Origin of the sequence: Azospirillum sp. B510 (assembly GCF_000010725.1) — a bacterium.
Classification (GTDB): Bacteria; Pseudomonadota; Alphaproteobacteria; order Azospirillales; family Azospirillaceae; genus Azospirillum; species Azospirillum lipoferum_B.
Map to the genome: position 1 here is coordinate 1339670 of NC_013854.1, position 25745 is coordinate 1365414.

27 protein-coding genes are annotated in these 25745 nt (G+C 64.3%); 16 read left to right on the plus strand and 11 right to left on the minus strand.

From position 1 onward, the window contains the following. Window positions 1-127: 127 nt before the first annotated feature. Both guaA and AZL_RS06200 read right to left on the minus strand, forming a co-directional pair. Window positions 128-1696 carry a glutamine-hydrolyzing GMP synthase gene (guaA, locus tag AZL_RS06195; RefSeq protein ID WP_012973788.1) on the minus strand — a complete coding sequence of 523 codons (1569 nt, stop codon included), beginning with the start codon at window positions 1694-1696 and terminating at the stop codon, window positions 128-130. A gap of 37 nt (window positions 1697-1733) precedes the next feature. Further along, on the minus strand, window positions 1734-2312 hold the full coding sequence (locus tag AZL_RS06200) for a GNAT family N-acetyltransferase (RefSeq protein WP_012973789.1): 579 nt from the start codon (window positions 2310-2312) through the stop codon (window positions 1734-1736). Window positions 2313-2597: 285 nt separating this feature from the next. Here AZL_RS06200 and lptG point away from each other — a divergent pair, with 285 nt between their 5' ends. The 3 genes from lptG (at window position 2598) to pdxA (ending at window position 6383) form a co-directional block, all read left to right on the plus strand. Then, window positions 2598-3692: an LPS export ABC transporter permease LptG gene (gene lptG, locus AZL_RS06205; protein WP_012973790.1), complete on the plus strand. Its 1095-nt coding sequence runs from the start codon at window positions 2598-2600 to the stop codon at window positions 3690-3692. Window positions 3693-3900: 208 nt separating this feature from the next. Continuing rightward, window positions 3901-5358 carry a peptidylprolyl isomerase gene (locus AZL_RS06210; protein ID WP_012973791.1) on the plus strand — a complete coding sequence of 486 codons (1458 nt, stop codon included), beginning with the start codon at window positions 3901-3903 and terminating at the stop codon, window positions 5356-5358. After that, the gene (gene pdxA / locus AZL_RS06215; RefSeq protein WP_012973792.1) at window positions 5355-6383 is read left to right on the plus strand and encodes a 4-hydroxythreonine-4-phosphate dehydrogenase PdxA; all 1029 of its coding nucleotides are present in this window, start codon (window positions 5355-5357) and stop codon (window positions 6381-6383) included. Before AZL_RS06210 ends, pdxA begins: the two co-directional genes overlap by 4 nt. 78 nt (window positions 6384-6461) lie before the next feature. Here pdxA and AZL_RS06220 read toward each other — a convergent pair whose 3' ends face one another. Then, window positions 6462-7064 (minus strand): NYN domain-containing protein, encoded by a 603-nt coding sequence (locus tag AZL_RS06220; RefSeq protein WP_012973793.1) that lies wholly within the window; start codon window positions 7062-7064, stop codon window positions 6462-6464. Window positions 7065-7367: 303 nt separating this feature from the next. On the opposite strand from AZL_RS06220, the gene rpoZ reads away from it, so the two are divergent. The 7 genes from rpoZ to era all read left to right on the plus strand — a co-directional run bounded on the left by rpoZ (window position 7368) and on the right by era (window position 14167). Next, window positions 7368-7802, plus strand: a complete 435-nt coding sequence (rpoZ, locus tag AZL_RS06225; protein WP_012973794.1) for a DNA-directed RNA polymerase subunit omega — start codon at window positions 7368-7370, stop codon at window positions 7800-7802. A gap of 142 nt (window positions 7803-7944) precedes the next feature. Continuing rightward, window positions 7945-10104 carry a RelA/SpoT family protein gene (locus AZL_RS06230; protein ID WP_012973795.1) on the plus strand — a complete coding sequence of 720 codons (2160 nt, stop codon included), beginning with the start codon at window positions 7945-7947 and terminating at the stop codon, window positions 10102-10104. A gap of 119 nt (window positions 10105-10223) precedes the next feature. Beyond that, complete coding sequence (locus AZL_RS06235; RefSeq protein ID WP_012973796.1) at window positions 10224-11000, plus strand: pyridoxine 5'-phosphate synthase; 777 nt, start codon at window positions 10224-10226, stop codon at window positions 10998-11000. Beyond that, complete coding sequence (acpS, locus tag AZL_RS06240; RefSeq protein ID WP_012973797.1) at window positions 10997-11467, plus strand: holo-ACP synthase; 471 nt, start codon at window positions 10997-10999, stop codon at window positions 11465-11467. Before AZL_RS06235 ends, acpS begins: the two co-directional genes overlap by 4 nt. Next, window positions 11464-12231, plus strand: a complete 768-nt coding sequence (lepB, locus tag AZL_RS06245) for a signal peptidase I (RefSeq protein WP_012973798.1) — start codon at window positions 11464-11466, stop codon at window positions 12229-12231. The genes acpS and lepB overlap by 4 nt, the downstream gene beginning before the upstream one ends. Next, a complete protein-coding gene (gene rnc / locus AZL_RS06250) occupies window positions 12232-13017 on the plus strand; it encodes a ribonuclease III (RefSeq protein ID WP_012973799.1) in 786 nt (261 codons plus the stop codon). 244 nt (window positions 13018-13261) lie between these two features. Next, window positions 13262-14167 carry a GTPase Era gene (gene era, locus AZL_RS06255; protein ID WP_012973800.1) on the plus strand — a complete coding sequence of 302 codons (906 nt, stop codon included), beginning with the start codon at window positions 13262-13264 and terminating at the stop codon, window positions 14165-14167. A gap of 84 nt (window positions 14168-14251) precedes the next feature. Here the strand turns inward: era and AZL_RS06260 are convergent, their stop codons facing one another. Next, complete coding sequence (locus AZL_RS06260) at window positions 14252-14557, minus strand: hypothetical protein (protein WP_042442658.1); 306 nt, start codon at window positions 14555-14557, stop codon at window positions 14252-14254. A gap of 487 nt (window positions 14558-15044) precedes the next feature. Next, the gene (locus tag AZL_RS06265) at window positions 15045-15329 is read right to left on the minus strand and encodes a (2Fe-2S)-binding protein (RefSeq protein ID WP_012973802.1); all 285 of its coding nucleotides are present in this window, start codon (window positions 15327-15329) and stop codon (window positions 15045-15047) included. 209 nt (window positions 15330-15538) lie between these two features. Here AZL_RS06265 and AZL_RS06270 point away from each other — a divergent pair, with 209 nt between their 5' ends. The 3 genes from AZL_RS06270 (at window position 15539) to AZL_RS06280 (ending at window position 18153) form a co-directional block, all read left to right on the plus strand. After that, the gene (locus tag AZL_RS06270; RefSeq protein WP_042442660.1) at window positions 15539-16510 is read left to right on the plus strand and encodes an SAM-dependent methyltransferase; all 972 of its coding nucleotides are present in this window, start codon (window positions 15539-15541) and stop codon (window positions 16508-16510) included. 383 nt (window positions 16511-16893) lie between these two features. After that, window positions 16894-17412: a Panacea domain-containing protein gene (locus AZL_RS06275; RefSeq protein ID WP_012973804.1), complete on the plus strand. Its 519-nt coding sequence runs from the start codon at window positions 16894-16896 to the stop codon at window positions 17410-17412. Between the two features lie 78 nt (window positions 17413-17490). Then, the gene (locus tag AZL_RS06280) at window positions 17491-18153 is read left to right on the plus strand and encodes a hypothetical protein (RefSeq protein WP_148219233.1); all 663 of its coding nucleotides are present in this window, start codon (window positions 17491-17493) and stop codon (window positions 18151-18153) included. Window positions 18154-18190: 37 nt separating this feature from the next. On the opposite strand, the gene AZL_RS06285 is transcribed toward AZL_RS06280, so the two are convergent. Together AZL_RS06285 and AZL_RS36730 are read right to left on the minus strand one after the other, a co-directional pair. Beyond that, the gene (locus tag AZL_RS06285) at window positions 18191-19009 is read right to left on the minus strand and encodes a hypothetical protein (RefSeq protein WP_012973806.1); all 819 of its coding nucleotides are present in this window, start codon (window positions 19007-19009) and stop codon (window positions 18191-18193) included. A 233-nt stretch (window positions 19010-19242) separates the two neighbouring features. Next, entirely contained in the window at window positions 19243-19797 is a 555-nt protein-coding gene (locus AZL_RS36730; protein WP_086935344.1) for a DUF6232 family protein, read from the minus strand. A gap of 302 nt (window positions 19798-20099) precedes the next feature. Between AZL_RS36730 and AZL_RS06290 the strand changes: the two genes are divergently transcribed. Together AZL_RS06290 and AZL_RS06295 are read left to right on the plus strand one after the other, a co-directional pair. Next, entirely contained in the window at window positions 20100-20723 is a 624-nt protein-coding gene (locus AZL_RS06290; RefSeq protein WP_012973807.1) for a recombinase family protein, read from the plus strand. Further along, window positions 20720-20959, plus strand: coding sequence for a hypothetical protein (locus AZL_RS06295; protein WP_042442663.1), 240 nt, complete (start codon window positions 20720-20722; stop codon window positions 20957-20959). Before AZL_RS06290 ends, AZL_RS06295 begins: the two co-directional genes overlap by 4 nt. Before the next feature lie 213 nt (window positions 20960-21172). On the opposite strand, the gene AZL_RS06300 is transcribed toward AZL_RS06295, so the two are convergent. Then, complete coding sequence (locus tag AZL_RS06300; RefSeq protein WP_042442665.1) at window positions 21173-21712, minus strand: hypothetical protein; 540 nt, start codon at window positions 21710-21712, stop codon at window positions 21173-21175. Then, window positions 21702-21968 carry a hypothetical protein gene (locus AZL_RS35335; protein ID WP_148219234.1) on the minus strand — a complete coding sequence of 89 codons (267 nt, stop codon included), beginning with the start codon at window positions 21966-21968 and terminating at the stop codon, window positions 21702-21704. The genes AZL_RS06300 and AZL_RS35335 overlap by 11 nt, the downstream gene beginning before the upstream one ends. A 94-nt stretch (window positions 21969-22062) precedes the next feature. On the opposite strand from AZL_RS35335, the gene AZL_RS06305 reads away from it, so the two are divergent. After that, the gene (locus tag AZL_RS06305; protein ID WP_012973809.1) at window positions 22063-22485 is read left to right on the plus strand and encodes a hypothetical protein; all 423 of its coding nucleotides are present in this window, start codon (window positions 22063-22065) and stop codon (window positions 22483-22485) included. A 616-nt stretch (window positions 22486-23101) separates the two neighbouring features. Here AZL_RS06305 and AZL_RS06310 read toward each other — a convergent pair. Next, a complete protein-coding gene (locus tag AZL_RS06310) occupies window positions 23102-23548 on the minus strand; it encodes a hypothetical protein (protein ID WP_042442669.1) in 447 nt (148 codons plus the stop codon). A gap of 621 nt (window positions 23549-24169) precedes the next feature. Continuing rightward, window positions 24170-25486 (minus strand): tyrosine-type recombinase/integrase, encoded by a 1317-nt coding sequence (locus AZL_RS06315; RefSeq protein WP_012973811.1) that lies wholly within the window; start codon window positions 25484-25486, stop codon window positions 24170-24172. Window positions 25487-25745 lie beyond the last annotated feature (259 nt).

The following is a 25745-nucleotide window of genomic DNA, read 5'->3' on the forward strand; positions in this document are numbered from 1 at the left end:
GCCGGGCCGTCAGACGCGATCGCTGCCCACCGATAGCCATCAATAGGTGATGGCAGAAAGTTTTTTCTTTATCAGTTGGTTACGGCGTATTCCGGCGTGGTTTCGGATACCCTCGGACAGGCGCGAATCATTCCCACTCGATGGTGCCGGGCGGCTTCGAGGTGATGTCGTAGACGACGCGGTTGACGCCACGGACCTCGTTGACGATGCGGTTGGAGACGCGCGCCAGGAAATCGTGGGGGAAGGGGTACCAGTCGGCGGTCATGCCGTCAGTCGAGGTTACAGCGCGCAGAGCCAGCACATGGTCGTAGGTGCGGCCGTCGCCCATCACGCCGACGGTGCGGACCGGCAGCAGAACGGCGAAAGCCTGCCAGATCGCGTCGTAGAGGCCGGCGTTGCGGATCTCCTCCAGATAGACCGTGTCGGCCTTGCGCAGGATTTCCAGCTTCTCCGGCGTGATCTCGCCGGGGACGCGGATGGCGAGGCCGGGGCCGGGGAAGGGGTGGCGGCCGATGAAGGCCGGCGGCAGGCCGAGCTCGCGGCCGAGCGCCCGGACCTCGTCCTTGAACAGCTCGCGCAGCGGCTCCACCAGCTTCAGCTTCATCCGCTCCGGCAGGCCGCCGACATTATGGTGCGACTTGATCGTCACCGACGGGCCGCCGGTGAAGGACACGCTCTCGATCACGTCGGGATAGAGGGTGCCCTGGGCCAGGAACTCGGCGCCGCCGACCTTGGCGCTCTCCTCGTCGAACACCTCGATGAACAGGCCGCCGATGATCTTGCGCTTCTGCTCCGGATCGGTGACGCCGGCCAGCTTGCCCAGGAACAGGTCGGCCGCCTCGCGGTGGACCAGCGGGATGTTGTAATGGTCGCGGAACAGCCGGACGACCTCTTCCGATTCGCCGGCGCGCATCAGGCCGGTATCGACGAAGATGCAGGTCAGCTGGTCGCCGATCGCCTCATGGATCAGCACGGCCGCGACCGACGAATCGACGCCGCCCGACAGGCCGCAGATCACCTTGCCCTTGCCGACCTGGGCGCGGATCTTCTCGATCGCCTGTTGCTTGAAGGCGGCCATGGTCCAATCGCCCTCGATCCCGGCGACGCGGTGGACGAAGTTCGCCAGCAGCTGGGCGCCGTGCGGGGTGTGCACCACCTCCGGGTGGAACTGCACGCCGTACATCCGGCGGCTGTCGTCGGCGATCGCGGCGAAGGGCGCGCCGTCGCTGACCGCCACGGCGCGGAAACCGTCCGGCAGGGCGGTGACGCGGTCGCCATGGCTCATCCACACCTGTTCCTTCGACCCGATCTCCCACAGCCCGTCGAACAGGGCGCAGGGCTCCTTGATCTCGATGAAGGCGCGGCCGAACTCGCGATGGTCGGAGCCGGAAACGGTGCCGCCCAACTGGTGGCACATCGTCTGCTGGCCATAGCAGATGCCGAGAACCGGCACCTTCAGGTCGAACACCGCCTGCGGCGCGCGCGGGCCGTTCGCCTCGGTGACGGAGGCCGGGCTGCCCGACAGGATGATCGCCTTCGGGTCATATTCGCGGATGCGCTCGTCACTCATGCCGAACGGGTGGATCTCGCAATAGACCCCGCTCTCGCGCACGCGGCGGGCGATGAGCTGGGTGACCTGCGACCCGAAATCGAGGATGAGGACGCGTTCGGCGGAAAGGGAGGCGGCGCTGGACATCGGCGAATCCTGATGCGTGGGGACTCAGGTCCCCTCACTACCGCACCTCCGGCCCCGCCGACAAGCGTGCAAGCGGCGTCAGGTCGCGCCAGCCATAGGCGATTTCGATCAGATCGCTGCCGGCGAAGCGGATCGGCCGCTCCGCGACCTTGATCCCGCCCAACCTCTCATAGAACCAGCGGGACGGATTGTCGCGCAGGCACCACACCGCGGCGGAACGGATGCCGGCCGCCAGGAAGCGGTCCGCCATCGCCGCCATCAACCGCCGTCCGATGCCGTAACCCTTTGCGTCGTCGAGCAGATAGAGCGCGTGGAACTCGCCCGCATGGCCTTCCACCTCGACCCGCCGCGTGCCGAAGGAGGCGATGCCGACGATGGTGCCGGGGCCCGCGATCCGGCCGGCGACATCCACCGCGACGAAGGCGCCCCGGCCGGGGCCGCGCGCCTCGGCGATGGCTGCCCAGCGCTGGGCGGCGGGCGGTTCGGACAGGTTGACCAGGAACTGGGCCGGGATCAGGCCGGGATAGGTGGAGCGCCAGCTCTGCACATGGACGCGGGCCATGCCGTCGGCGTCCGACGCCTGCGCCTGGCGGATTGCGACCGTGGTGTCCGTCATCGACCGACCCTCCCGTGCAGCCATTATGGCAACAGTTTGGAGCGACGGCGCAGGAAGTCCAGCCGGAAAAATGGGCGGTGGCGGGGACCGGCGGAGAAGAAGGCTTCGGCCCGGCTGTTTCGGCTCGGCTGCTTCGGCCTGGTTGTCATCGCGCCGCAACAGGGGTAAACAGCCGGGACTTGTTTCGACGGGGTTCCGCACCGATCCTATCGGGCGGATGTCCCGCCAGTCCGTCCCAAGCGCCATGGCGGTGCCGCGGGCGGGGCTCCGGAGACCGGACACCGCATGTACTCCTCGCCTACGCTTTCCCGCTACATCGGGCGGCAGTTCATTTTCTGGTTCTGCCTGTTGATGGTGATCCTGCTCGCCATCGTGCTGTTGCTGGACACGGTCGAACTGCTGCGCCGCGCCGGCACCAAGCCCCACGTCACCTTCGGGCTGGTGGTGGAGATGGCCCTGCTGAAGCTGCCGGAGATCGGGCAGCAGATCTTTCCCTTCGTCATCCTGTTCGCGGGCATGTTCACCTTCTGGCGGCTGACGCGCAGCGCCGAACTGGTGGTCGCCCGCGCCGTCGGCGTGTCGGCCTGGCAGTTCCTGATGCCGGTGATGTTCGCCGCCGCCGCCATCGGCGTGGTGAAGGTCACCCTGGTCAATCCGGTCGGCGCCGTGTTCATCGCCAAGTACGACCAGTTGCAAGACCGCTATCTGAAGCTCCAGTCCAGCTCGCTGAACATCTCGCGTTCCGGCCTGTGGCTGCGACAGACCAACGAGACCGAGCAGTTCTTCATCCATGCCGAGCTGGTGAACCCGGCGACTTTCGAGCTGTCGAACGTCGTCGTCTTCCTGTTCGATGCCGACCAGAACTATCTCGCCCGGGTCGATGCCCCCAGCGCCGTGCTGAGGGAGCGCAAATGGGAGTTGCAGGACGCCATCCTCAACCGGGCCAAGAAGGATCCGGAGAAGCTGGACAGCTACACCATCCCGACCGAACTGGACATGGCCACCATCGAGGAGAGCTTCGCCCCGCCGGAGACCATCTCCTTCTGGGAACTGCCGCGCTTCATCCACACGCTGGAGACCACCGGCTTCCCGGCGGTGCGCCACCGGCTGCATTACCAGTCGCTGCTGGCCCAGCCCTTCCTGTTCCTGGCGATGGTGCTGTTCGCCGCCGCCTTCTCGCTGCGGCTGCCGCGGCGCGGCGGCACGATGGCGATGGTGACCGGCGGCGTGCTGACCGGATTCGTGCTGTTCGTGATGACCGACGTGGTTCGCACCTTCGGCATGTCGGAAACCATCCCCATCATCATGGCCGCCTGGAGCCCCGCCGGCATCAGCCTGCTGCTGGGCATCGCCGCCCTTCTGCATCTGGAGGATGGCTGATCCGGAGGACCCGGAAAGCGGGCAAGCCGGGGTAGGGCCATGCGCCGCAAAGGGGGTGGTTATCCCCGCCGGCCATAATTCCGCCCGCTTGGTCTCGCCCAGTTGTCCTTGCGCCTGCCCCGTACCGAATGGTCGGGTCGGATTCCGTTTGCAAGGGGCACCGGCCCCACCGTAATAACGGGCGACCCGTTTTTGGAGCTTGAGCACGATGTCGAGTTTGCGAGCCGTCCGGACCACCGTCGCCGTGGCGACCGCCTGCGCGCTTCTGGCCCTGCCCGCCGCGGCCCAATCCACCAAGGCGGCGGCCGGTGCGACGGCGCCGCAGCAGGGCGACCAGGGCGCGCGCCCGGCGCGGGCCCCGGGGTCGGAGGGCATCGCCGCGGTCGTGAATGACGAGGTCGTGTCCGTTTCAGACGTCAACGCCCGCATCCGCATGGCGCTGCTGAATGCCGGCGGCGCCGCCAATCCCGAGACGATCCAGCGGTTGACGCCGCAGGTGATGCGCCTGCTGATCGACGAGCGGTTGCAGATGCAGGAGGCCAAGCGCCAGGGCGTGACGGTGTCGGCATCGGAGATCGACGACGCCATCAAGCGCATCGCCGAACAGAACCGGATGAACAACCAGCAGCTTCAGGAGATGCTGAAGCGCCAGAATGTGCCGGTCTCCACGCTGAAGGACCAGATCAGGGCGCTGCTCGCCTGGCAGAAGGTGATGCAGCGCCGCATCCGTCAGGAGGTCGTCGTCGGCGAGGACGAGGTCGACGCGGCGATGGAGCGGCTGAAGGCCAACATCGGCAAGCCCGAATATCTGGTCGCCGAGATCTTCCTGGCCGTGGACAGCCCCGACCAGGATGACGAGGTGCGCCGCAACGCCGAGCGTCTGGTGGAGGAGGTCAAGCGTGGCGGCAATTTCGCGGCGCTCGCCCGCCAGTTCTCGCAGTCGGCGGGTGCCGCCTCCGGCGGCGACCTTGGCTGGGTGCGCAGCGGCGAGCTGTCGCCGGAAGTCGACAAGGCGCTGAGCGGCATGCGCGGTGGCCAGCTGTCGGCGCCGGTCCGCACCGCCACCGGCTACCACATTCTTCTGGTGCGCGGTCAGCGGCCCTTCGGCAGCAGCGGCGGCGAGGTGCCGATGCCCGCCGCCCAGCCGGCGGCGCCCCGTCCGCAGCCGCGGCCCGATCTGGCCAAGGCCACGGTCAACATGAAGCAGATCATCCTGCCCATCGAGTCCAAGGAGCAGGCCAAGGAGGTCAAGGAACAGGCCGAGAAGCTGCGCAAGTCGATCAAGAGCTGCGGCGACTTCCAGGCCCGCGCCAAGGAGACCGGCATGCCGGAATCGGGCGACATGGGCACCATGCGGGTCAAGGACATGGCGCCCGGCCTGCAGAACCTCGCGCTCGGCATCCCGTTGGGGCAGGCCAGCCCGGTCCTGATGAGCCCGGCCGCCGCGGTGATCCTGATCGTCTGCAAGCGCGACGTACCGATGATCCAGCCGCCGCCCGAGGCCCAGCCCGCGCCGCCGCCGCCCGCGCCGACTCCGATCCAGGAGGCCAAGCTGCCCGGCCGCGACGAGATCGAACGCGAGCTGGTCAACGAGCGGTCGGAGCTGCTGTCGCGCCGCTATCTGCGTGACCTGCGCCGCTCCGCCTTCGTCGAGACGCGTCTGTGACCGCCATCCCGCCGGACGATCCGCCGCTGGCCCTCACCATGGGGGAGCCGGCCGGCGTCGGTGGGGAGATCACGCTGAAGGCCTGGGCGGCCCGGCGGGAGGCCGGGGTGCCGCCCTTCATCGTGCTGGACGATCCGGAACGGCTGGCGGCGCTCGCCACCTCGCTCGGGCTGCCGGTTCCGGTCCGGGCGGTGTCGTCGCCGGGGGAGGGGGCCGCGCTGTTCGGGCATGCCCTGCCGGTCCTGCCGGTCCGGCTCGACCATCCGGTGCTGCCCGGACGGCCGGATCCCGCCAATGGCGCGGCGGTGATCGCCAGCATCGACCGGGCGGTCGCCCTGGTGCGGGCGGGGCGGGCCGCCGCCGTCGTCACCAACCCGATCCAGAAATCCGCGCTCTACGCCGCCGGCTTCCGTCATCCCGGCCACACCGAATATCTGGCCCATCTGGCCGGCTTGGCGGAGGAGCCGATCATGATGCTGGCCGCCGCCGACCTGCGGGTGGTGCCGGTGACCATCCATGTCTCGGTGCGTGACGCGGTGAACCAGCTCACCACCGCGGCCATCATCCATGCCGGCCGTGTCACCGCGGCCTCGCTGGCCCGTGACTTCGGCATCGACCGGCCCCGGCTGGCCGTTGCCGGCCTCAACCCCCATGCGGGGGAGGGCGGGGCGATGGGGCGCGAGGAGATCGACATCATCGGGCCCGCCGTCGACGCTCTGCGCGCCGACGGCATCGACGTCTGCGGTCCGCGCCCGCCCGACACCATGTTCCACGCCGCCGCCCGCCGCGGCTATGACGCCGCGCTGTGCATGTACCATGATCAGGCGCTGATCCCGGTGAAGACGGTGGATTTCGACGGCGGCGTCAACATCACGCTGGGTCTGCCCTTCGTCCGCACCTCGCCCGACCACGGCACGGCACTCGACATCGCGGGCAGCGGTGCCGCCAACCCGACCAGTCTGATCGCGGCGCTGAAGACCGCCGACCGGATGGCGCGGAACCGGCGGCGTCCGCCTTCCAACTGACCGGCCCACGGAAAAAGGGCCAGCCAAATGAAAAAGGAGCGCTGAAGCGCTCCTTTTTTCGTTGGCGGTTCGGACTTCTCAACCGCGGTCATCGGGATCATACAGGGTCGGGCCGTCCTGATGGTCGTGATGGGCGGATGATTGTTCGCGGTGATGGTGGGTGCGGGCGATGAAGGGCGCCAGCTCCTGCAACTCGATGAAATTGTCGGCCTGGCGGCGCAACTCGTCCGCCACCATTGGCGGCTGGGAACGCACGGTGCTGACCACGCTGAAGCGAACGCCCTTGCGCTGGACCGCCTCCACCAGCCGGCGGAAGTCGCCGTCGCCGGAGAACAGCAGGATGTGGTCGACATGGTCGGCCATCTCCATCACGTCGATGGCCAGTTCGATGTCCATGTTGCCCTTGATCTTGCGCCGGCCGGACGCGTCGGTGAACTCCTTGGTCGGCTTGGTCACCATGGTGTAGCCGTTGTAGTCCAGCCAATCGACCAAAGGGCGGATCGGAGAATATTCCTGATCCTCGACGAGTGCCGTGTAATAGAAGGCGCGGACAAGGCGGCCTTCGCCCGCGAAACCATCGCGCAACCTTTTGTAGTCAATATCGAAACCTAATGAACGCGCTGCGGCATATAGATTGGCGCCATCTATAAAAAGGGCGAGACGCTCTTCTTTATAAAACAACTTGCTGACATCGCGCGGTAAAGTCGAATTGCGCTCCAATGCGATAATCCTTCCATCATTGCTTGTGGAAAATGTGGGAAACCGGCGCAAAAGCTTGCGTTCCAATTTTGAAATTTAGTGTATCGGACCCGAACATACAAGGGGGCGGCACCTGCGGACTTCCCCTGATTGGCGCCCGTCCTGGATGAAAAACTCCATATGAGTTCCTTTGACGCAATGCAGCAGCGCTGTGGTTGGCGCTTGCACCTATCGGACCACATCCATATAGTCTAGAGCCTCCTATGAATCCGGAGTTCGTTTGGCATGGCCCGCGTTACCGTTGAAGATTGCGTCCTGAAGGTTCCGAACCGTTTCGAGCTGGTCATGATGGCCGCCCAGCGCGCCCGCGAGGTCGCGAGCGGCGCTCCGCTGTCGATCGACCGCGACAACGACAAGAATCCGGTCGTGGCGCTCCGCGAGATCGCGGATGAGACGGTTTCGCTGGACTATCTGAAGAACGCCCTGATCAAGGGCCACCAGAAGCATGTCGAGCCGGATGAGCCGGAGGATGAGATCGTCGAGCTGATGGCCGGCGAGAATGATTGGGCCGCCCGCGGCAACGCGTCGCTGGGCGACGAGGACGGCATGAGTGAAAGCGACGGCGAGGAGCTGAGCGAGGACGACGACGTCGCCGCCGACATGGATGCCGAGCCGGGCGCCGGGTTCGCCATGACCGAGGATCCCGACGGAGACCTCTGATTCTGGACAACGACCGCAGGACCCTGGGAGGGCGCGACGCCCTCTCGCCGAAACAAGGGTTGGGGGGCGTCCTGCTCCCCTTCGGTTCGCTCAGGACCGCCACGCACATTTTTGAGGCGCCGCGCGCGCCGGGTCGGGCCGCATGATCCGGCAGTATGAGCTTGTCGAGCGCGTCAAGGCGTATGATCCCTCGGCCGACGAGGATCTGCTCAACCGCGCCTATGTCTTCTCGATGAAGGCGCACGGATCGCAGACGCGCGCGTCGGGCGATCCCTATTTCCTCCATCCGCTGGAGGTCGCCGGCATCCTGACCCAGATGAAGCTGGACGCCGGCACCATCGCCACGGCGCTGCTTCACGACACGGTCGAGGACACCGTCGCCACGCTCGAGGACATCGAGCGGGTGTTCGGCAAGGAGATCGCCCGGCTGGTCGATGGCGTCACCAAGCTGTCGCGGCTGGAGTTGAACAGCGAACAGGCCAAGCAGGCGGAGAATTTCCGCAAGCTGGTGCTGGCGATGTCGGAGGACATCCGCGTCCTGTTGGTGAAGCTGGCCGACCGGCTTCACAACATGCGCACGCTGTTCCACCTGAAGAAGCCGGAAAAGCGCCGCCGCATCGCCCGTGAAACCATCGAGATCTACTCGCCCTTGGCCGAGCGCATCGGCATGCACAAGATCAAGGACGAGCTGGACGATCTCGCCTTCGCCGAACTGAATCCGGACGCCCGCGACAGCATCCTGGCCCAGCTGGCCCGCCTGCGCAGCGAGGGGGAGAACCGCGTCCAGACCATCATCACCGAACTGCGCGCCCTGCTGGCGGCCGAGGGTCTGCCGGACGCGACGGTGTCGGGGCGTGAGAAGTCGGCCTATTCGATCTGGCGCAAGCTGCAACGCAAGAATGTCAGCTTCGAGCAGCTCTCCGACATCATGGCCTTCCGCATCACGGTCGGCTCGGTCGGCGAATGCTATCAGGCGCTGGGTCTGGTCCACGCGCATTACCCGGTCGTGCCGGGGCGCTTCAAGGACTACATCTCGACGCCGAAGCCCAACGGTTACCGCAGTCTGCACACCGGCGTCATCGGTCCCGGCCGCAACCGGATCGAGGTGCAGATCCGCACCCAGGACATGCACGAGATCGCCGAGCTGGGTGTGGCCGCCCACTGGGCCTACAAGCAGGACCACCAGCCGCGCCCGAACGGCGGCGAATACCGCTGGCTGCGCGAACTGCTGGACATCCTGGAACACGCGCAGAAGCCGGAAGAATTCCTGGAACACACCAAACTGGAGCTGTTCCAGGACCAGGTCTTCTGCTTTACCCCCAAGGGCGACCTGATCGCGTTGCCGCGCGGGGCGACGCCGGTTGATTTCGCCTATGCCGTCCATTCACAGGTCGGCGACCATTGCGTCGGTGCCAAGATCAACGGCCGCATGCTGCCGCTGCGCACCCAGTTGCAGAACGGCGATCAGGTCGACATCGTCACCTCCAAGGCGCAGACGCCGGTTCCCGGCTGGGAACGCTTCGTCGTCACCGGCAAGGCCCGCGCCCGCATCCGCAAGTTCCTGCGCACCCAGCAGCGCGCCCAATATATGGAACTGGGCCGCGGCATGCTGATGCGGCAGTTCAAGGCGGAAGGTTACGAGTTCGCCGAGAAGGCGCTGGAAAACGTCATCAAGATTTTCCAGCAGCCGACCGTCGACGACCTGATGGCGGGTGTCGGTTCCGGCCTGCATTCGGTGCGCGAGGTCTTCCACGCCGTCTTCCCCGGCCACAAGGCCCAGGCCGCCCCCGCCGTCCGCGAGACGGACGAGAGCGCGCCCAAGCCCAAGGCGAAGGCGCGCAAGGAATCGGCCCTGCCGATCCGCGGCCTGATCCCCGGCATGGCGGTCCATTACGCCCGCTGCTGCCACCCGCTGCCCGGCGACCGCATCGTCGGCATCGTCACCACCGGCAAGGGGGTGACGATCCACACCATCGATTGCGAGACGCTGGAAAGCTTCCACGAATCGCCGGAACGTTGGATCGATGTGTCGTGGGAGACCGGTCCGGATTCGCCCGAGGAGCATGTCGGCCGCATCAGCGTCGTCATCGCCAATGAACAGGGCGCGCTCGGCACGTTGTTCACGGTGATCGGCAAGAACCAGGGCAACGTCATCCACCAGAAGATCACGAACCGCAGCACCGACTATTTCGAGCTGCTGATCGATATCGACGTCAAGGATGCCAAGCACCTGACCAACATCATGGCCGCCCTGCGCGCCACCCCGGCCATCCATTCGGTGGAGCGGGCGCGGGGACGGTAAATTCCCTGTCATCCGTGGCCCTGTCGGTCGGTTCGGCGTGACGGAACGCCGGTGCGCCGCTATATAGACGGAATCGCTCCCGCCCGATCCGGCGGGTGGCGACGCTTTGGAGTCCATGCATGTCCCGCTTCCCGCGCCTCGGCGTGAACATCGACCATGTGGCGACCGTCCGCAATGCGCGCGGCGGGGCGCATCCCGACCCCGTGCGCGCGGCGCGTCTCGCCATCGAGGCCGGGGCCGACGGCATCACAGCCCATCTGCGCGAGGACCGGCGCCACATCGTCGATCGCGACATCGAGCGGCTGATGGCCGAGATCGACCGCCCGCTGAATTTCGAGATGGCCGCGACCGACGAGATGCTGGCCATCGCGCTCCGCCACAAGCCGCACGCCGCCTGCCTCGTCCCGGAAAAGCGCACCGAGGTGACGACCGAGGGCGGGCTCGACGTCGTCGGCCAGTATGACCAACTCGTGCGCCGGGTCGGCGATCTCGGCGCCGCCGGCATCCGCGTGTCGCTGTTCATCGATCCCGAACCGGCCCAGCTCGATGCCGCCAAGCGTCTCGGCGCCCCGGTGGTCGAACTGCACACCGGCGCCTATTGCGACGCCCATACCAACCCCCAGGGGGCGGCCGAGCGTGAGGCGGAACTGGCGCGCATCGTCCGCGCCGCCGCCCATGCCGAGGCCATCGGGCTGGAATGCCATGCCGGCCACGGGTTGAGCTATGACAGCGTCGGCCCGGTGGCGGCGATCCCGACCATCGTCGAGCTGAACATCGGCCATTTCCTGATTGGCGAGGCGATCTTCGTCGGGCTGACCAACGCCATCGCCCGCATGCGCAAGGCGATGGACACGGCGCGGGCGGCCGCGCTCCGGCCCGATGCGGCATCCCTATGATGATGTCCGGCACCATCCTCGGCATCGGCAACGACCTGATCGACATCAGACGGGTCGAGAAGTCGCTGGAGCGCTTCGGACAGCGCTTCATCGACCGCATCTTCACCGACGTCGAGCAGGCCAAGTCCGAGCGCCGCGCCGGCTCCGCCGCGAAGAACAACGCCCGCGCCTCGACCTACGCCAAACGCTTCGCCGCCAAGGAGGCCTGCTCCAAGGCGCTCGGCACCGGCTTCCGCGACGGGGTGTTCTGGCGTGACATGGGGGTGGTGAACCTGCCGTCCGGCCAGCCGACCATGCGGCTGACCGGCGGCGCGCTCGCCCGGCTGGAGGCGATCACGCCCCCGGGCATGCGCGCCCGCATCCATGTGACGCTGACCGACGAATATCCGATGGCCGAGGCCTTCGTCGTGATCAGCGCCGAACCGATCGATCCCGCAACGCCCACCAGGACGGCGACCCCAGAATGACCTTTCAGAAAGAAACGGCGTCCGACGCCAAGACCAAGGACTCCGGGTTCGCCGAAACCGTCAAGACGGTGATCTTCGCCGTGCTGATCGCCTTCGGCGTGCGGACCTTCGCCTTCGAGCCGTTCAACATCCCGTCTGGATCGATGATCCCGACCCTGCTGATCGGCGACTACCTGTTCGTGTCGAAATACAGCTACGGCTACAGCAAATACACGGTCGGCTTCGGCCTGCCTCTGTTCGAGGGCCGCATCCTCGGCTCCATGCCCGAGCGTGGCGATGTCGCCGTGTTCAAGCTGCCGCGCGACAACAAGACCGACTATATCAAGCGCGTGATCGGCCTGCCCGGCGATAGCGTGCAGATGATCGGCGGCATCCTTCACATCAACGGCCAGCCGGTGAAGCGCGAGCGGATCGAGGATTACGTCACCACGGATTCGCTGGGTCGCAGCATCCGCACCGCGCAGTTCATCGAAACGCTGCCCAACGGCCGCACCCATCGCATCATCGAGGAGTCGGACAACGGCCCGCTCGACAACACGCCGGTGTTCAAGGTGCCGGAAGGTCATCTGTTCATGATGGGCGACAACCGCGACAACTCGCTCGACAGCCGCGTGCCGTCGCAGGTCGGTTTCGTTCCCGTCGAGAATCTGGTCGGCCGGGCCGAATTCCTGTTCTTCTCGCTCGACGAGGGCACCCGCTTCTACGAGATCTGGCGCTGGCCGCTCGATCTGCGCTTCAGCCGCCTGTTCAACGGAGTCCGGTAAGTGTCCACCGCAACCAAGGTGCCCGCCGAGGCGGGCACCGGCTCCGAATTCGGAAATGACGCTGCCGTCCAGTCCGCGGATGTCGCGGGGCTGGCCCGTGCGCTGGGTCATGAGTTTTCCAATCCGACGCTTCTGTGCGATGCCGTGACCCATCCCAGCCTGATGGGGTTGGAGCGCACCGGCCGGAAGGGGCACAAGGGACCGGGCATCGCTTATGAGCGGCTGGAGTTCCTGGGCGACCGCGTCGTCGGGCTTGTCGTGGCGCAATGGCTGCTGGAACGTTATCCCGACGAACGCGAAGGAGCGCTGGCCAAGCGGCATGCGGCGCTGGTGCGCCGGGAATCGCTGGGCCGCGTCGCCGACGCCATCGGCCTGGGCGCTTATCTGCGCCTGTCGCCGGCGGAGGCGCAGAGCGGCGGCCGCGAGAACCGCACCATCCTGGGCGACGCCTGCGAGGCGGTGCTGGGCGCCATGTATCTCGACGGCGGGCTGGAGCCGGTGACGCGCTTCGTCCGCCAGGCGCTGGCCGGCGAGATCGACAAGGCGACGCCGCCGCCGCTCGACAGCAAGACGACCTTGCAGGAATGGGCGCAGGGGCGCGGCAAGCCGCTGCCCCGCTATGAATTGACCGAACGCAGCGGCCCGGCGCACGAGCCGCTGTTCGTGGTCGCGGTGCATGTCGCGGGCATGGATCCGGTTTCCGGTTCCGGCTCGTCCAAGCGCATCGCGGAGAAGAAGGCGGCCAGCGCGTTGCTGCGCCAGGTGGGAGTGCAAGTCGATGACTGACGGTCGCGACGACATCGACAAGATGAAGACCGGAACGCCCGGTTCCGAAGCCGTGGAGACCCCTGAGTCCGTGACGGACGGCCAGGGGCCGGACCATGAGGAGGGCGAGGTCGAAGGAGAGGACGCCGAGGACGGCGACTTCGCCGACGAAGAGTATGAGGACGAGGACTATGAGGATGGGGATTTCGACGATGAGGATGCCCCGCGCGGGCAGCCCATCTCGGTCCTGCCGCCTCTGCCGGCCATGCCCGATCATCCGCGCTGCGGCTTCATCGCCCTGGTCGGCGCGCCGAACGCCGGCAAGTCGACCCTGCTGAACGCGATGATCGGCAGCAAGGTGTCGATCGTCAGCCCGAAGGTGCAGACCACGCGCACCCGCGTGCTGGGCATCACCATCCAGGGCGACGCCCAGATGATCTTCGTCGACACCCCCGGCATCTTCAAGCCGAAGCGCCGGCTGGACCGCGCCATGGTGGCGGCGGCCTGGCAGGGGGCGGAGGATGCCGACGTCATCGGCGTGCTGTATGACGTGTCGCGCCGTTCCATCGACGAGGACACCCGCAGCATCGTCGCCCGGCTGAAGGAGCAGGGGCGCGAGGCGATCCTCATCCTGAACAAGATCGATCTGGTGAAGCGCGACGTCCTGTTGGGCATCGCCGACGCCTTCCGGCAGGAGGGCATCTTCTCCGACATCTTCATGGTGTCGGCCTTCACCGAGGACGGTGTCGGCGATCTGAAGCAGTTCCTGGCCGACCGCCTGCCGGAGGGGCCGTGGCATTTCCCGGAGGACCAGATCTCCGACATGCCGATGCGCCTGCTGGCGGCGGAGATCACCCGCGAGAAGCTGTTCCTGCAACTTCACCAGGAGCTCCCCTATTCCGCCACGGTCGAGACCGAGGTTTGGGAGGAGTTCGACGACGGCTCCGTCAAGATCTCGCAGGTCATCTTCGTGCAGCGTGAGAGCCAGAAGGCCATCGTGCTGGGCAAGGGGGGCCAGCGGATCAAAGCGCTGGGATCCGCCGCGCGGACCGAACTGACGGAGATGCTGGAACGCCGCGTCCACCTGATCCTGTTCGTGAAGGTGCGCGAAGGCTGGGTCGACGATCCCGAACGCTATTCGGCCTGGGGGTTGGATTTCGGGGCTTCCTGAACGATCGTTCGGGCGCCATCGATGACAAAGGCCCTTTCCCGCAGGGGAAAGGGCCTTTCCATTTGATCCGGCTTTTTTGAAGCCTCAGGCGGCCAGCAGGCGCAGATGGCCGTCGAAATCGTCGAGAGCCCGCATCAGGTCCATCATCGCCTGGTCGGCCTGTGCCCGTGCGAAGGGCCAAGCGTCGTCGTCGGCCATGTGGGCGGCTTCGATCCGGGCGATGGCGCGGTTGTTCAGGCCGCGGAGACGGTCAAGCGTGCGCTCCCACGTCTCCCGCCGGTCGCTGTCCGCACGCTCCACCATGGATCGCAGGGTTTCCATGCGGTCGGTTGCGCGCAACACAAGGTCACGGCTCAGCGTGTCGAAGGCTTGCCGGTTGCGGCGGCTCATGAATTGTCCTCCTTTGATCCTCAACCGTTTTTTGACCACTCGGCCGGTCGGCAGGATAACCGCGCGCCGATACCGCGAAAACGCACCGGAAGCGCAGTCGGCACGACCCGTGTGGGAGACGCCGCCGTTTTTCCGATACGATTGAGCAGTTGCGGTAATTGCCGTCCGAATCCAAATCCCGCCGGGTCGCCCAGACCCATCAAGGACAAGGCAAACCCGGTGGCCAAGGAAGTCTTCCCGGTTGGATTGCGTTTCCTCCTGGACCGGTTTCATCCGGCCCGTTGGCGATTTTATACGCCGCCATTTTGACGGCGTTCTTTTGTTTTAGTGACGCTTTTGTGCCGTAATGGCGGGGCCGGGTCAATCCGCCCAAAAATCATAGACGGCGCGCAATCTGTCGCAGCCTAAAGGATAGGTTGTAGAGCCGATGCCGGGCTGAAAGTCGGAAGTGGTAGGGCTTGCGGTGGAGCCGGCCACCCGGCGCCGCCTATTCGGCTGCGATGGCGTAGGCGGAAATGGCTTCGGCATTCGCCGCTTCCGGGGCCGGGCCGCCGCGGCAGGGAGCCGGAACGGCGCCCGTGGCGGCGGTGGCGGCCTGCTGGACCATGGTGGCGCGATACTCGCTGACCATGCTGCGCATCGTCGGCACGCATTTGCCGCATTGGACCTGACAATCGTGATGGCGGAACACCGAGGCCGGGGTTGTGGCGCCTTGATCCAGCGCGGCCTTGACCTTCTTGTCGTTCAACGCGTGGCAGATGCAGACGTACATAAGCCCTCGGTGACGGTTTGGTTTCAGAAGATTGTCCCGGCTTCAGCAATAGCTGAGAGTGAGAATCGTTGTCAACGGTCCTGTTGCGAACCAATCGCATATGGGGCGATTCGAGACGTTATGTCACAGCCCCTTTCGCGTCATGGCGAAAGGGCGGCATCGCATCCTTGCGCTTGCAATCGCCGGCCGGCGGCGGTAGCCCGTGGGTCATGGATGACAGCACCCCCCAAAACGCTCCCGACACCGCACCGCAGGCCTCCGCCGGCGCCGTGGTGACCCCGCTCGGCCAGACGGTCTATCTGGCGGCGGACGGCTTCCTCGACGATCTGGTGGCGGAACTGGGGGATGTCGCCTCGGTCGACGGCCGGCTGGTCTTCGTCGACGGCCCGGCGCGCCCGGCCGCCTGGGCACAGAACATCTGGCATGACCCGGTGCGCATCGAGTTCCCCTCCATCAAGGGGGGCGCCAAGGCGCTGCGCGGGATTCAGCGCAACTGGGCGCTGTGGTCGCAGCGCCATCACCGCCGCGCCGCCCTGATCCAGGAGAATCTGCCCCATGTGTCGGCCAAGCCGGTGGTGTTTCCGTCGCCGCTGCCGACGGCGCCGCTGGGTTCCTGGACGCTGACCGACGAGTCCACGATCATCGCCGCCGCGCGCTGCTCCAACCCCTTCCGCAACGGCGAGGTCACCTTCGTCGAGAACCGCACGGCGCCCCCCAACCGCGCCTATCTGAAGCTGTGGGAGGCGCTGACCCTGTTCGGCGAGCAGCCGGGACCGGGCGACCGCTGTCTCGACCTCGGCGCCTGTCCCGGCGGATGGACCTGGGTGCTGCATGAGTTGGGCGCATCGGTGGTCAGTGTCGACAAGGCGCCGCTCGACCCCGCCATCGCCGCTCTGCCGCGGGTGGAAATCCGTCAGGAAAGCGCCTTCGGGCTGAAGCCGGCGGCGGTCGGGCCGGTCGACTGGCTGTGCTGCGACGTGATCTGTTATCCGACCCGGCTTCTGCGGCTGGTGACCGAGTGGATGGAGAGCGGACTGGCCAAGCGTTTCATCTGCACGCTGAAGTTCCAGGCCGAGACCGACCATGAGACCGCCCGCGCCTTCGCCGCGATCCCAGGCGGCCGGGTGCTGCATCTGCACCACAACAAGCATGAACTGACCTGGATGTGGCCAAGTTATTGATAAGTAAAGGAAATTGACGATTTTTCGGGTCGATTTCGCAGTGTGCAGAAGGTGTGCAAACACAAGATATGGTGAAGATGATCCATATCTTGTGTCGTGTGCTTTCAGGGAGCGTGGGGAGGCTTTGCGACTCGGCGACGGTAAGGCGCAATGGGGAGGCGTGTTCCGCTGCCCGTAAGGGGAAGGCACGGTCAGCGATAGGCTGCTGTGCGTCCCACGTCATCAGAACCGGCGATTGCCCACCGCTGCAACGCGCTTGGCTACTGGCACGAATGCTGATTCCGGGGTGGACGGCGGCAGTGTGATACATGACATTCCGCATTCAGGCTGCGGAGTTGCGCGGGATACTTGGCGCGCTTCTCGAACTCAGGTAAGAACAGAGCATGAATGAAACTGTGCGCGCCGGGCTAGACGGAAGGGCGGTTGCGAACTTCGTCCTCGACTTCTGCGAGGCGCGGGGCCGCAAGGTAACAAATCTTGCGTTGCAGAAGATTGTCTATTTCTGCCACGTCTGGTCGCTCATCATGCTGGACCGTCCGCTGGTCAAGCATCAGTTCGAAGCGTGGCAGTATGGTCCGGTTCTGCAATACCTCTACCGCCAATTCAAGGCGTTTGACCGGCGGCCAATAGAGGGCCGTGCGACCGAAATCGACCCCGCCACCGGAGCAAACCGCGTCGTTACCTACCGATTCGACGATGACACCGAACATATGCTACAAGAGATTGTTGATTTCTACAGCCGCATCAGTGCGGGCGATCTTGTGGAACTGAGTCACGCAGCGGGAAGCCCTTGGGATCAGGTCTGGAACCACAAGGAGAGTGTCAACCCCGGCATGAAGATTGGCAACGACCAGATTGTCGCGTATTATTCGAAGGTTCCCCCGCCTTTCCCAATACAGTAGCAAGGGGCCTTGATGGCGAAGCTCAGAATTCCGTCCTTACAGCACCTCGCTCGGAATTGGCGGAGGACGCCGGAGGGTGTGAAGCGTTCGTTGGTCGCCGTCGCCAAGAACCCACCAAATTTCAGCTACAGCCCACTCTTCGGCGCGATTCGCGACATGCTGGTGTTCGGCACGAGCTACGAGCAAATTGTTGAAGGCATCAAGAGGCACGTCAAAAGAGAAGATGTTCGCGACAACCTTCTCAGTATTTTGCCGCTCATCCGCGATCATTTCGACGGCGTAGCTCCGAGTTTCGTGCAATCAGTCGAACGTCGGTTTTACCCGGTTGGTCGTGACCTTCTGGTCCCGTTCGATCCGCCACTGATATATGGTGTTGGTGGTCAAATACATTTCCCATGGTTTAGCTTCTGGCGCAGCAATCCGCTCGCGAACGAATCGCTGGCGCTGTTCGTGACAATGGTCGAAGAACTGCTGCTGCAAGACCCTGACCTTGATGCCGCCAAATTCACCATCCTTGATTTCAGCGCGCCAAAGCCGAAGCTGCCGCGCGTTCTGACAATCTTGGATGCCCGCGATATCCCCCGCGTGTCGCCGGAGCGGAAAGCCGAAATGTTGGCGGTTTTCGTTGAAGGCTATCGGCTAGCCGAAGCCGAGCTTGCCGCCAGCCCTGCACCGCCACCGAAAGGGAAGCGGCCCGATTCGGGGCACATGGACGATCACCCCGACCTGTTCAAGCGATAGTGACCGCCGCCGCGTGTGTCTGTTCTTCGTGGCTTGGTCACGACGCACCCCCGAGGCTGCCGGGAAGGTCCGCGAGCGCCACGTCGATCCGGGCGGAACGGACCGGGTAGGGGTGATGGTCGGCGGCCGTCAGACCGCTGGCGCCGACGGCCAGATCGAAATGCCAGCGCCGCCACCCCTCGTTCACCATAGCGTCGCTTTCCCACATGGCGACCAGGGGACAATAGAAACCGGCGATCAGGGCCAACCGGGGAAGGCTGACATCAATCGGGGTGCGCCATTCCTCATCCAGCAGCGCCACCACGAAGCGGACGCCCTCGGCGGCGGGCAGCACATGCAGTTCGGTGTAGTCGCCCTCGCGGTCGATGGTCAGCCGGGGATAGCCACCGTCGAGCACCCGTTCCAGCCAAGGCGTGATGTCCGGGATCGGGTCCCATGTGTTGCTGACCTCGAAGATGACGCTCTGCCCGCCCGCCGCGATGGTGATTGGCATCCAGAAGGCGGCAGGAACCTCGTAGCGCACATCGATGCAGTCCACCGGCAGAGGCGTGCCCGGAAAGGACGCCACCGCCTCGCCCGGCGCCCGCCAGCCGTCGATGGCGGGGTCGAAACTCCAGCCGAGATGCATCGCCATCTCGTCGAGGATGAAGTCAGGCAAGGACATGGGGCCGCGTCGCAGGAACGGCGCAATCTCCACCACCTCGGCCGCAATGCCCTCGGCGAAGAGTGCGGCGGTCAGCGCCGCACGGTCGCCGCGATGGTCGCGTAGGAACCACCCCTCCCGTCCGGCGGGACGAACGCCATAGAGGCCGCCCGGCGCGTCCTCAGCGGCGTCCTCGGTATTCTTCTGGTCCATCGCCTCGCTCCACCGAGAACACCTTCATCACGTCGAACCCGGCGGCGCCCGCCTCGGGCGCTACCACAAACAAACCCCTTTTTCCAATAGCTTGCAGCAGACCCGAGCGCGCTCTTGACCCAAACCTTTGATCCATTACGCGGGGCCGTGCTGGGGGTGCAAGGTCTGGTGCCGGGCGGTTGCCTCAGCGCACGGCACCTTCCTTGATTCACCGCACCGTGGCGTGGTCGGCGTCAGGAATTGGCAAGTGACGGGGAAAACTCATGGTTACAGTAGCGGCACACCACGGCCGCCGCTTTGATCGTTTCAGCACAGCGCGGGCAAACCTTGGTGTCGTCGGTAGGCGGTGCTGGAGGATGAACATCGGCGGCGGGACGGACTTCCCTCGCCGACGCCATCGCCTTCTCGATGGCGCTGCGAATTCCAGAGAGCGCGGCACGATCCGTCGAGGTAAGGGCTTGGCGGTCACCAGACGCAGTTGCAAGGGTAAGGGCGTATTCGGGAGGGCGTTTTGAATGCTGGACAGCAGGAATGCACAGCAACGCCCCCACCAACATCATGCCAAGGCTCATGCCTCCGCCTCCCCCCAGCGCGGCAAATAGCCCAAGGACCAGCAATCCGCCTCCGATGAACGCCAGAAGTGCAGCCCCGCCACCGCCGGACTTCGGGATTTCTGCAATTCGCACCGAACCAATGGACTGCACCGCATAGGTGGTGCCCGCGATTTCAACGAGCGTGGTTGTCACGCGAGTGCCGCCGGAGGAGTAGATAACATCAGTCTTGTTCATCAAAACACCCTCGACATAACGGTGTATGCGATAAAACAAAATCGCCTCAAAGGCGCGCTTGCGACAACCTAATTGAATCCTCTCCCTTTTGTCCACGGATGCCGAGCAGAACCAACGGGTTCAAGGTCCGGTCAAGTTCCGGGTTTGACAGATTGGCACACCTACCTTGATGGCTTTTTGCTGGTTCAAATTGGGTATGGGTCTACTGAACCAGCCGGAAGACGGTTCAACAAATACCTGTTGACCAACCAAAATGAACCGCTATTATATGAACCATCCAAAGTGAACCGGATGGCGATACCATGTTCGTTCGAGCTTACCTCCGAGCCAGCACCACCGAGCAAGACGCGACCCGCGCCCGCGAGCAAATTGCCGCGTTCGCGGCCGAACGCGGCCTGACCATCGCCGCCACTTACGTGGAGAACGAGTCGGGCGCGACGCTCGCCCGACCCGAGCTATTTCGCCTACTGGCCGATAGCCAGCCCGGCGACCTGATTCTGGTCGAACAGGTAGATCGACTCAGCAGGCTGACCGCCGCCGACTGGACCCGGCTTCGCGCAGAACTCGACCAACGACAAATCCGGGTGGTGGCGCTCGACCTCCCTACGTCGTGGATGTTGGCCGCCCCAACGGACGAATTTACAGCCCGCATGTTTTCGGCGGTGAACAGCATGATGTTGGACGTGCTCGCCGCCGTAGCCCGAAAGGATTACGAAGACCGCCGTCGCCGCCAAGCGCAGGGACAGGCGAAGGCCAAGGAAGCGGGTCTATACCGTGGTCGCCCGGCCGACGAGAAGCGCAACGCCGGGATCGCGGCGATGCTCGCCAAGGGGCTGACCTACAGCCAAATCCAGGCCACGACCGGCGCCAGCCGCGCGACCATCGCGAAGATCGCGAAGAAGGCCATAGTGGAGGCGGGCAAGTGAAGGTCTTTCACGAATCCCTGCCGGTGGAACTCGTGTTGGTGGCGACCAACTCTATGGCTGAGGTGCTCGACGATGACGCAGCAACGTGGCACGAACAGCATGCCCTGCTGATCGCGATGCTCCGCGAATGCCTTGCGCTCGGCGCCGACCGTCTTGAGTTGAACTGGGACGCCCGGCACCACCTCGACTGCTACGTCAGCGCCGGATTACTGGACGGGCACCACGGCGTGTCATGATTGGCGCACTGTTGCATATAAAGCACGTTTTACCGGTAAAATGGCGGGCCAGTCGAATGGTGGTGCCAAGCTCTGCTGACCCGGCGGCTTGCCGACCAACTGGCCGTCAGCAAACTCGACCTGACTGCCGCCACCATGGCCGACGACGACACCAAGCGGGCCGTGATCGTGGCCGCCCTCGGACTGGCGCGCCGCCGAACACACGCGCGGCCTTCAGGTGGACTTCACCATATGCTTGCCGATCACGACACCATCGGCCGACTGGCTGACAAGCCAATTTCCGCGAAGAGTGGTGGTGCCGATCCGCCGCCCATCGGCATCGAAGTGGATGACCTCATTTCCTGTCCGGCGGGACCACCCCGCCAACCGTCCCGTGGCTGTGAAATGGGCGACCTCACCGACGCCGCCGGGCAGGACGACGACGGCCATGCCGATACGCGCGGCGGCTTCGCGGATGACTAACTTCCAAGCGTCCCGATCTTCGGCGATAGCCGCGTTGAACTCAGCCGCCGCGAGGCTTTTTCTCGTCCGGGCTGCGGCCAATTTCGCTGCCTTCAGGGCGGGTGGGGCGCTACTCGACATCGCCGCTCGGATCGATGAATCGGCGGCTTTGTTTGCCCGCATGCGCCGTTCCAGCGCAGCCCTCCGCCGATCCGCTTCCTTCGCCGGATCGGCGCGTTCCGACGCCTCGACCAGCGCGAGCACTTGTTCGATGAACTCGTCATTACAAAGCCCAAGGTCGTCAGCGTGCATCGGTAGCCACCCGGTTTGCGATTTCGACGGCCAGCGCCGCGCGTAGGTCACGCAGGACTGGGACTACCCGTGCGGCGGCCAGCGCATCCAACCGGGCCGCCAGCCGCAGCAGGGCGACCAACGAGGCGCGCCGTGGGCCAGCGCCAGAGCGGGTATAACCGGGCTTTTGGGACAGCCATACCACGTCGAATTCAGTGCGATTCTTCACCGCGCCGAGGTCGTCGCGAAGGACTCGGCAAACAGTCTTGAGGTTCATGGGGTCTCCGTGTGCAAGGAAATTTGGTATCTCGACTAAATATTTATCGACGGAGAGTTTCGTCCGCGTGTAAACTTGCGAGGTAAATGACGAAATGGAACGAAACGAATTGACGGAACTTGGACTGATGCGGGTCGCCGCAAGCGGGGTAGCCGTTTTCGATGCTCTTTACATCGACAATAGCCTGATGACTTCAGAGTTGGTGAAACGCGAGTTCATGCTAGCGCCGGGTGAAGATCGGCAAAATTGGGTCTTCCACGGCGTCCACGTTGCAGCGACACGCTCGATTTCCCAGCGCCGGTTGGTGAAATACGAGTTCATCAGCGGCAACGACGGATGGAAGATGCTGTTCGACGGCCGACTGGATCGCGCCGGTAACTCGACGCTCGACGCTCGGCGGTCGCGAATCACGTGGGTTTCCGACCACAAGTGCGACCGAAAGGACAAAGGTCAGCAGGCCAGGGTCGAACTCAACAACTGGTTGGCCGCTGCGCTCGGCGACAACGAAACAGAGTAACAGCAGAAGTTTTACATAGCTCGCCAGGGGTTATTCGCGGCCGACCCCAGCCGCAAAACGCGACCGGAGCTAAACGGCACGACCGGCTCGCATGAGTGAAGGCGACACGAACGGGCGGACTTGTTGGTGGGTATGCTTGAAAGCCCCTGGACAAGTAACGGCTCCCGCGACCGCGAACAATGGTCGGAACGGCTTGACAAAGACGGTGGTAAGAACGTTGCGATGTTCTCCACCGGCCTCGGCGCGGTCCTTCCGTCGCTGCGTTCCGGGGCGCTTCGCTGTTCATGTATTTGGACCGCGATAACCGATGCTGCAAATTGCAGAGAGATGGGCTACGGGTCAGGTCACGGGTATCCGCCTGACAACATTACCGGGCTGACGGAACTTCGACACCGATGAACTCCTCTCCCTTTGGCCGCGCATACGTGTCGCGGCCAGGGGGGGAGAAATAGGCATCTTCTCCCGATGTCCCGGCCAATAATTCTTCAAGATCAATGTTCGCCGGAAGGCGAACGCGGCAAGGTTTCTGTGGGCGAAGCGAGCGGAACGCGAGTGAAGACCGCAGAAACCGCAGGTGCGGACGCCACGTCGCGCTTGGCGCGACGTGGAAACCCTGTCAGAATTGCCAGATAAAGGGCATGGGCTGATCTTTCGCCGATCTGGCCGTGTTTTGCTGGTCGTATTGCTCTGCGACTTGGCGAAGCCCCACGGTGACCTTGAAGGGTTCCTCGGCACCTCGGCGAAGCAAAGCAAGCTCTACGCGGTCGGCTGTGATGAACGAGAATGGTGGCGACCTGTCCATGTCGCCCGATACCTGTGAGGCAGGCCATCGGCGCCGGACCACCCGCGTAACCTCTTGTCGGTCAAGCCGGTCATGCAGCACCACCAGCCATGCCGCGTCGCCAACCACCACGCCACCGAAGCCCACGTCCAGCCACCTGCGGGACTTGGCCGATTCCCCATCGCGAACATCGCGAAGCGACCGACGCAGTGTTTTCACGGCGTTTTGCAGGCCGCCGGGCTGGTGAGGTAGCGGCACCACGACCAAGCTGCGCTGCGCCATCCCATGGCCCCACCGGCAGCATGCCCGCCAAGCTCTGTTTTGATGGGTTCGACCACACCAGCAGCACCCCGCCGACCCACAGCGCCAAGGCCATGCCCGCGCCGCCCCCGGATCGCCACGTCGCCCCAACCGAGCCGCCATACACCTTGCAAGGCGGGTGGCTGCGTCGTCTCGGCCCAACGACTTCAACGCCGCGATCACTTCGATCTGTTGTTCAGCCGCCGCCGCGATTTCCACCTGCGTCATGCGCGGCGCCCGGCGTGGAATGATGATTGATCCGCCCATCAAATATTTAGTGATAGGCAAGCCTGAGTCCTACAGCCCATGGGGTCAGTAGGTGGACTGCACTGCCGGTGAGCGCCGACCGCGAGTAGAAGGCCGGGGCGTCGCGGTGTTGGCCGCCGGGGGGCGGCGGCGTCAGCGACCGGCGAGAGTAGAGCAATGGCGCGGCGGCGTTGACGGCTGGCATGGCGGCTCCAGCGAAAGCGCCATCATCCTATCCGAGTTCTGCTCGATATGACATTCGCCATTTCGCCATGCTCCGAATAGGAACACACGCAGGTATGTAGGTTTATGGTTTTTTGCTCGCCGTTACGACAGGCCCACATGCTTGCCGCCCGGTCAGCCTGCTGCTGCATCAACCCCGGCTGTGGTTCCGCCGCTGGCGCCCGTCTGCTGCTTGGTGCGGCGCGGCAGTTTCGGCCCGGTCACGGCAGCCGCCCGCTCGATGGCCTGAACCTGACCATAATGTTTCTCGATCATCGCGACCGAGGTTCGCATGTTGCGCGCAATGTCGCCGATGGATGCACCTGCCTGAAGCCGAAGCATGGCATAAGTGTGGCGGCACGAGTAAAGCGTCCGCTTCTTGCCGTTTTGATCTTGAAGAACGCCAGCCTCGCGGAATAGGTCTTCGACGATTTTGGAGTATTCCAGCTTTCCGCCTTTCTTAGTTGAGAAGACTAGATCGTCGTCGCCGATGTTGACGCAAATTTCTTTCCATCGCTCAAGAAACACTTTCGTGCGAGGTTGAGCGGCGCACCAAGCTGGCGGAGTCGATCCGCTTCGCCCTTGTTTTCCTTGGAGGTAAAGCATGAAGTGAGTTTCACCGTTCTGGTCAACTTCCTCCTTCATGTCCCGCCACCGGAAGAACTCGATGTCGTTTGTGCGCATCCCGGAGTTGACCATCACCAAAATCAAGTGGCGGACCATTTGCCGGGTGTAGACCTGCCGTTTGTCTTTCACCTTCACCCAGCGCCGCCACATGTAACGGGCCAGTTTGAGGTATTCCTCTTCGGTGAACCCAGGGCGCCGGTTGGTCGGCGTAGCCACAAATTTTGGCAACTTGAGTTTGCAGGCGTTCCGGTCATCGATCCAGTTCAGCTTCACCGCATGTTCGATGACGGCGTTCACAGCCATGTATTCGAAGTTGACGGTCTTCCAAGCTGGAACGGAAGCTTTGCCCTTTCCGTTCGTCGCACGCCAATGGTAGTAGCCTTCGGACAGTTTTTCGGCGGCCTTGTGGCGAAACTCGGACATGTCTTTAGCGCCGAAATACGGTTCGACGTAACGGTTAAGGGCACCGAGCAGATTTCGGGTCATGTCGGCAGAAGTCGCTTTGATGTTCAGTTGATCTTCGAGCCACTTGCGGTATTTTTTGGCGGCGTCGCCGAATTTGTGCGACCGGATCGGGATGCCTTCTTCGATCTTCATTTCGAGCTTGATGTATTCGCGCAACGCGAGTTCACGCGCCTCTTCCTCGCGCGAGGTCTTCAGACTCACGCGAACATAATCTTTCTCGCCGGGGAGCCGCGCCCGCATCTGCCAATAGCCGCTGCCCCGTCGCCGGTGGATCACCAGCCGCCCGTTCTTGAGTTCGACTCGATCCGGCGCCGACGCCGGTTGATGTTGCACAGTCTTCCGAAATGGGATGATGTTCATGAATTGTTTCCTGTGGGCAAGCCGCTCCCGTTCCCGCCGGGTGGGCAGGATGTGCAGGAATTGTGTTGGCGGTGCCGGTTTGTTCGTCTTCGACTATGCCATACGGCTTGTTGAAATGTCGAAATTCACGATGTGTGCAGGTGGTGTGCTACCACCAAATAGGCGTCGCTCGTTACTCAAGTCATTGAAACTGAACAATTTCTTCTTTTGCCCGGCCTGCACCACAACAAGCACGAGCTGACCTGGATGTGGCCGGCAC

Excerpts from the sequence above, each read along its gene's own strand:
- guaA (WP_012973788.1), bottom strand. The coding sequence starts at position 1,696 with ATGTCCAGCGCCGCCTCCCTTTCCGCCGAACGCGTCCTCATCCTCGAT.
- AZL_RS06200 (WP_012973789.1), bottom strand. The coding sequence starts at position 2,312 with ATGACGGACACCACGGTCGCAATCCGCCAGGCGCAGGCGTCGGACGCC.
- lptG (WP_012973790.1), top strand. The coding sequence starts at position 2,598 with ATGTACTCCTCGCCTACGCTTTCCCGCTACATCGGGCGGCAGTTCATT.
- AZL_RS06210 (WP_012973791.1), top strand. The coding sequence starts at position 3,901 with ATGTCGAGTTTGCGAGCCGTCCGGACCACCGTCGCCGTGGCGACCGCC.
- rpoZ (WP_012973794.1), top strand. The coding sequence starts at position 7,368 with ATGGCCCGCGTTACCGTTGAAGATTGCGTCCTGAAGGTTCCGAACCGT.
- AZL_RS06230 (WP_012973795.1), top strand. The coding sequence starts at position 7,945 with ATGATCCGGCAGTATGAGCTTGTCGAGCGCGTCAAGGCGTATGATCCC.
- AZL_RS06235 (WP_012973796.1), top strand. The coding sequence starts at position 10,224 with ATGTCCCGCTTCCCGCGCCTCGGCGTGAACATCGACCATGTGGCGACC.
- acpS (WP_012973797.1), top strand. The coding sequence starts at position 10,997 with ATGATGATGTCCGGCACCATCCTCGGCATCGGCAACGACCTGATCGAC.
- lepB (WP_012973798.1), top strand. The coding sequence starts at position 11,464 with ATGACCTTTCAGAAAGAAACGGCGTCCGACGCCAAGACCAAGGACTCC.
- era (WP_012973800.1), top strand. The coding sequence starts at position 13,262 with ATGCCCGATCATCCGCGCTGCGGCTTCATCGCCCTGGTCGGCGCGCCG.
- AZL_RS06260 (WP_042442658.1), bottom strand. The coding sequence starts at position 14,557 with ATGAGCCGCCGCAACCGGCAAGCCTTCGACACGCTGAGCCGTGACCTT.
- AZL_RS06265 (WP_012973802.1), bottom strand. The coding sequence starts at position 15,329 with ATGTACGTCTGCATCTGCCACGCGTTGAACGACAAGAAGGTCAAGGCC.
- AZL_RS06270 (WP_042442660.1), top strand. The coding sequence starts at position 15,539 with ATGGATGACAGCACCCCCCAAAACGCTCCCGACACCGCACCGCAGGCC.
- AZL_RS06275 (WP_012973804.1), top strand. The coding sequence starts at position 16,894 with ATGAATGAAACTGTGCGCGCCGGGCTAGACGGAAGGGCGGTTGCGAAC.
- AZL_RS06285 (WP_012973806.1), bottom strand. The coding sequence starts at position 19,009 with ATGGACCAGAAGAATACCGAGGACGCCGCTGAGGACGCGCCGGGCGGC.
- AZL_RS36730 (WP_086935344.1), bottom strand. The coding sequence starts at position 19,797 with ATGAACAAGACTGATGTTATCTACTCCTCCGGCGGCACTCGCGTGACA.
- AZL_RS06290 (WP_012973807.1), top strand. The coding sequence starts at position 20,100 with ATGTTCGTTCGAGCTTACCTCCGAGCCAGCACCACCGAGCAAGACGCG.
- AZL_RS06300 (WP_042442665.1), bottom strand. The coding sequence starts at position 21,712 with ATGCACGCTGACGACCTTGGGCTTTGTAATGACGAGTTCATCGAACAA.
- AZL_RS35335 (WP_148219234.1), bottom strand. The coding sequence starts at position 21,968 with ATGAACCTCAAGACTGTTTGCCGAGTCCTTCGCGACGACCTCGGCGCG.
- AZL_RS06305 (WP_012973809.1), top strand. The coding sequence starts at position 22,063 with ATGGAACGAAACGAATTGACGGAACTTGGACTGATGCGGGTCGCCGCA.
- AZL_RS06310 (WP_042442669.1), bottom strand. The coding sequence starts at position 23,548 with ATGGCGCAGCGCAGCTTGGTCGTGGTGCCGCTACCTCACCAGCCCGGC.
- AZL_RS06315 (WP_012973811.1), bottom strand. The coding sequence starts at position 25,486 with ATGAACATCATCCCATTTCGGAAGACTGTGCAACATCAACCGGCGTCG.